This is a genomic window from Streptomyces sp., from assembly GCF_035563135.1.
Classification (GTDB): domain Bacteria; phylum Actinomycetota; class Actinomycetes; order Streptomycetales; family Streptomycetaceae; genus Streptomyces.
Window position 1 is genome coordinate 1 of the sequence record NZ_DATMVN010000273.1, and the last position, 4,640, is coordinate 4,640.

At 70.3% G+C, this 4,640-nt stretch carries 4 protein-coding genes and 2 pseudogenes; 3 read left to right on the forward strand and 3 right to left on the reverse strand.

Features of this window, described 5'->3' with window-relative positions:
* From VN520_RS11955 to VN520_RS11965, 3 genes and pseudogenes are all read right to left on the reverse strand, one after another.
* A partial coding sequence (locus tag VN520_RS11955) for a FecCD family ABC transporter permease (RefSeq protein WP_325746863.1) occupies positions 1-637 on the reverse strand: 637 nt, incomplete at its 3' end.
* Between the two features lie 253 nt (positions 638-890).
* On the reverse strand, positions 891-1,601 hold the full coding sequence (locus tag VN520_RS11960; RefSeq protein ID WP_325746864.1) for a VOC family protein: 711 nt from the start codon (positions 1,599-1,601) through the stop codon (positions 891-893).
* Between the two features lie 151 nt (positions 1,602-1,752).
* Positions 1,753-1,948, reverse strand: a pseudogene (locus tag VN520_RS11965) (IS630 family transposase); the annotation flags it as partial.
* 8 nt (positions 1,949-1,956) lie between these two features.
* Here VN520_RS11965 and VN520_RS11970 point away from each other — a divergent pair.
* From VN520_RS11970 to VN520_RS11980, 3 genes and pseudogenes are all read left to right on the forward strand, one after another.
* Positions 1,957-2,085, forward strand: coding sequence for a hypothetical protein (locus VN520_RS11970; RefSeq protein WP_414719834.1), 129 nt, complete (start codon positions 1,957-1,959; stop codon positions 2,083-2,085).
* Positions 2,043-3,566, forward strand: a pseudogene (gene fxlM / locus VN520_RS11975) (methyltransferase, FxLD system); the annotation flags it as partial. The gene VN520_RS11970 and the pseudogene fxlM, both read left to right, overlap by 43 nt.
* A gap of 406 nt (positions 3,567-3,972) precedes the next feature.
* Positions 3,973-4,590 (forward strand): HAD family hydrolase, encoded by a 618-nt coding sequence (locus VN520_RS11980; protein WP_325746865.1) that lies wholly within the window; start codon positions 3,973-3,975, stop codon positions 4,588-4,590.
* The last annotated feature ends 50 nt before the right edge of the window (positions 4,591-4,640 follow it).

A 4,640-nucleotide genomic window follows, 5' to 3' on the forward strand; every position in this document is an offset into this window, starting at 1 on the left:
CCACGAGGACGGCGCCGATCAGCAGGAACGGCCAGATCTGCTGGGCGACCTGGGCCTCGCGGCCGGCGATCGAGCCCACCTGCCAGAAGCGGAACTCGTCGAGCGCCGCCGCCTCGGTGGTGAGCACGGCCATGGTCACCGACACCAGCAGCGCGTTGACCGCGGCCCCGCCCAGCGCGAGCTTCACCGGCGTCGCCCCGCCGCGGCCCCGGGCGGCGATGGCGTACACGGCGACGGACGCGACGGCGGCGCCCGCGAAGGCGAACCACACATAGCCGGTGAGGGTGTGGACCCCGGCGTACGCGATCGCCAGGACGACGGCCACCGAGGCGCCCTGGCTGATCCCCAGAATCCCCGGGTCGGCGATCGGGTTACGGGTGATGCCCTGAAGCACCGTGCCCGCGAGGGCGAGCGCCGCGCCGACCATCAGCCCGATCACGGTGCGCGGCACGCGCATCTGCCGGACCACCTCGGCGGCGTCCGAGTGCCCGCCGTGCAGCAGGGCGTCCAGGACGGCGGACGGTGCGAGGGTCCGGGCCCCCACGGCGAGGCTGAGCAGGACGGCGAGCAGCAGCGCGACGAGGGCGGCGGCGGTCGGGAGCGCGCGTCGGGACAGGCGTGGAGCGGCGGCTGCCATCGGGACCAATCGGGTGAGCGAGGGCCGGGAAGCGCGGGGCCGGGGCGTGGGGAGGTGGGCTCGGCCGAGTCTATGGGTGCCCTGTGCCACCGTGCAGGGCATCGGCCTTCCCCGTCACCGGGCCCGCTCCCTGCGCAGCTCCACCTCCTGCGGGGTCACCGGGGCCAGGATGCTGTAGACGTCGCCGGCCCGCAGCGTGCCGGGCTGAAGGCGGCGACTCGTGCCCGACTGCACTACGTGGTCGGTGAACGAGTCACCGTTCCCGGCGGCGAACCTGGAATGTCAGTCCTTCTGGGCTGCTCAACCGCACAACACGACGACCGGTCTCTTCGGACCAGGGGGCCGAGTCGTGGTCGTGTGCGCGGGCGACGACGCTGTCCAGATCATCGATGTCGACCGTAAGTTCCCACTGCGGGCCGGATGGCCCGGCTCCACGCGCGGCGATGAAATCGGCGCAGGTCAGAGGGGCGCCAATCGTCTCTCTGTAGAAGTGTCGGGCTTTGTCGGGCTGATCGCAGGTCAGGACCATGCGGTGTGGAGCACCCGCAATGTGCTGTGGGAACGTCCATCCGGTGAAGTGGTGTGGCTGCCACAGGGAGAAGGCGGCACCGACCGGGTCGATCAGTGTCGCCATGCGGCCTTGATCGCCCGCGTCGAAGGGAGGCACGACAAGGCGAGCTCCGTTCACCGTCGCCGCTTCGGCACGGCGATCGACGTTGTCGACTGCCAAGTAGTAGGCGATGTGGGCGGGTGTTTCTGGTGGGTAGACCGGATTCGCCAAGTCACTCACACCGCCGATCAGGTGGCCGTCGATGGTCACCTTCGTGGCCCTGCGCCAGTCGTTTTCGTCCACCGCGAAGCGCCATCCCAGCGTCTTCGAGAAGAAGGTGGCGGTGCCGGCTGAGTCACGAGTTTTGAGGTCCATCCAGCAGAACTCGTTCAACGAACCCAGACGTGTCGTCATACTTTGCTCCTCGTCGTCTCGATGCTGGGTATCGGGTGCTCAGGCGACTCCGCAAGAGAATTTCCACCGCAGTGCATGTAAAAGAGGGCGAACTGGCTCCTGCTGCACGTATCCGGGCTTTCGCGGGTATGCCCGTCTTCGCCGGGCTGGGTCAGGCCGCGGTCTCAGGAATGCGTCCGCCCCAGCGGATGCGTTTCTCGCTGTGGATGCGGGCGCGTTCCTTGCGTCGGGCGGCGAGTACGTCGGTGGCGGGCGTTGGCGTTGTGCCGGCGCAGGTAGCGGTGCGGTGCTTGGGTTTGCGCGGGGTGGCTGCGGTGGTGGGAGTGGGCCAGGGGGAAATGCCGCAGTCGGGATCGTGGACGAGGAACCGTCGCGTCTGCCGGAGCTGAGCCACGCGGGCGAGGAGGACGAGCCGGGTCGCGGGCTGTTCCTCGTCGAGGCTGTGACCGACCCGGCCCGCTCCACGGGCACGGGGCGTGAGTGACCGCTTTCGAGCGGACGGGGACCACACTTGCCGGTCTCGCGAAACGGGGCGTCCTCACACGCGGTCTGCGAGCCGTCATCGCCCACCACATCATCTTCCACGCCAATCGCGCCGGTCTCCTCAGGGACGACCAGAGCGCCCTGTCCAACCTTGCACGAGAGGCAGTCATGGGAACGAGTGACCACACCGCGTCGCCGACCGGGTCGACGACCGACGCCGATAACGTGAAAGCGGTGAACACCGACACGATCACCACCCCGGCGTCCGATGCCGAACGCCTCCGCAACGCCCTGGTGGACCAGATCCGCGCTGACGGAAACGCGCGCACGCCCGCCGTCGAGACCGCGTTGCGGACCGTGCCCCGTCACGTGTTCGTGCCCGATGTACCGCTCGAAGACGCATACGCCGACGCGCCGGTGCACATCAAGTACGACACCGACGGCAGCTCGATCTCCTGCGCCTCCCAGCCGGGCGTGGTCGCCCTCATGCTGGACCAGCTCGGCGCCCGGGAGGGCGAGCGCGTCCTCGAACTGGGCGCAGGCACCGGTTACAACGCCGGTCTGCTCGCCCATCTGGTCGGTGAGAGCGGGCACGTCACCACGCTCGATGTCGACGACGACCTCGTGGAGGGCGCCCGCGCGCATCTGTCCGCCGCCGGAATCACCCATGTCGAGGCGATGACCCGAGACGGGGCCCTCGGCTACGCGGAAGGCGCGCCGTACGACCGGGTCATCGCCACCGTGGGTGCTCACGGCGTGCCGCATGCCTGGTTGCAGCAGCTTGCTCCCGGGGGCCGGCTCCTCGTCCCGCAGCGACTCAAGGGCACGGTGTCCCGGTCCATCGCCTATGAGCAGCACGATGGCCGGTGGATGTCCCTCAGCAGCGAGATGAACACCTTCATGCCGCTCAGACGGGGTATCGCCGACGACGACCGTCGAGTCATCCCGCTCAGCACGGACGGAACCGTACGGCTCCAGGCCCCCGCCGGGCAGAAAATCGACGCCGAGGCCCTCGTCGGCGTCCTGCGCGAACCGCGCACCGAGGAGTGGACGGGCACGACGGTCCGCGCCATGGAGTCGCCGGAGTGGATGGAACTGTTCCTCACCTGCTCCCTCCCCTCCGGCCTGATCCGGATGCTGTTCCCGCAAGCCGCCAAGGGCACTCTGCTCACCGAGGACCCCTACCCCTCCTCGACCGCAGCCGTCGACAAGGGAGCCGTCACCTACCTCGCCCGGCGTCTGTCGGAGAAGAGGACCCCCGAGGGCGGCAAGCTGTGGGAGTTCGGGGTCATCGGCCACGGTCCCGGCAGCGATGAACTGGCGGCGAAGGTCGCCGCAGCCATCGGCGTGTGGGACCTGGAGTACCGAGACCGCGAGGCCACGTTCGAGATCCAGTCCCTCGACGCCCCCGCGATCGAGCAGCGCTCCGGCCTCTTCGTGCTCGACACCCCGCTGAATCGCATCGTCGTCGACTGGCGGTGACACCCCACGCGTAGTGGACGGTGGCCGCAGGCGCGCAACCGGCGGCCACTGTGGCCTTACCCGTCCTCACGCACACCTGGGGGAGCCCATGGGCCCGCACGGATCCACAGCTCAGCGTTTTCCGCTCGTCGCCCGGTTCCGGCCCGCCTGCCTTCCCCTGCCGAAGCGCGTATGCGCGCTCGTCGACCTGGCCGACACCGCGATGGCGGAGACCGATCAGGGGGTGGCCTCCTCCGTTCAGTGGGGGTGCGGCCCCGGCAGGATTCGAACCTGCGACACCCGCCCCAGTGGAGCGGGTGTGGTGAGTCTGTCCGCCGGCCAGCGGCCCTGGGTGCCCGGAGCGCCTTTCGCGCCGCACGGTGGACGGCCCGGCGGCCGGGCCGGGACGGTCGGCACAATGGGTGGCATGCCCGCACACACCTTGACGGTCGGTTTCGACCTCGACATGACGCTCATCGACTCCCGGCCCGGTATCAAGGCCGCCTACGAGACACTGGCCGCCGAGACGGGTGTGCACATCGACACCGACCTGGTCGTCAGCCGGCTCGGCCCGCCGCTCCAGGACGAGATGCGGAACTGGTTCCCGGCCGATGCGGTCGAGGAGGCGTGCGACCGTTACCGCGCGCTCTACCCGGACACGGCGATCACGCCGACGACCGCGCTCCCCGGCGCCCGGGAGGCCGTCGAGGCCGTGCAGGCGCTCGGCGGGCGGGCGATGGTCGTCACCGCGAAGTACGAGCCGAACGCCAAGCTGCACCTCGCGCACCTCGGGATCGGCGCGGACGTGCTGATCGGCGGGCTCTGGGCCGAGGGCAAGGCGGAGGCCCTTCTTGAGCACGGTGCGCAGGTCTACGTCGGCGACCACACCGGGGACGTGCGCGGGGCGCGTGCGGCGGACGCCCTGTCGGTCGGTGTCACCACCGGTCCGTGCGACGAGGAGGAGCTGCGCGCGGCCGGTGCCGACGTGATCCTGCCGGACCTCACGGCCTTCCCGGCCTGGCTGCGGACCTTCGCGGCGGCGTGACACGCGCCTCACGGGCAGCCGCCCCGCGGTCCGCTACCCGGCAGCCCGCC

Excerpts from the sequence above, each read along its gene's own strand:
- VN520_RS11960 (WP_325746864.1), bottom strand. The coding sequence starts at position 1,601 with ATGACGACACGTCTGGGTTCGTTGAACGAGTTCTGCTGGATGGACCTC.
- VN520_RS11980 (WP_325746865.1), top strand. The coding sequence starts at position 3,973 with ATGCCCGCACACACCTTGACGGTCGGTTTCGACCTCGACATGACGCTC.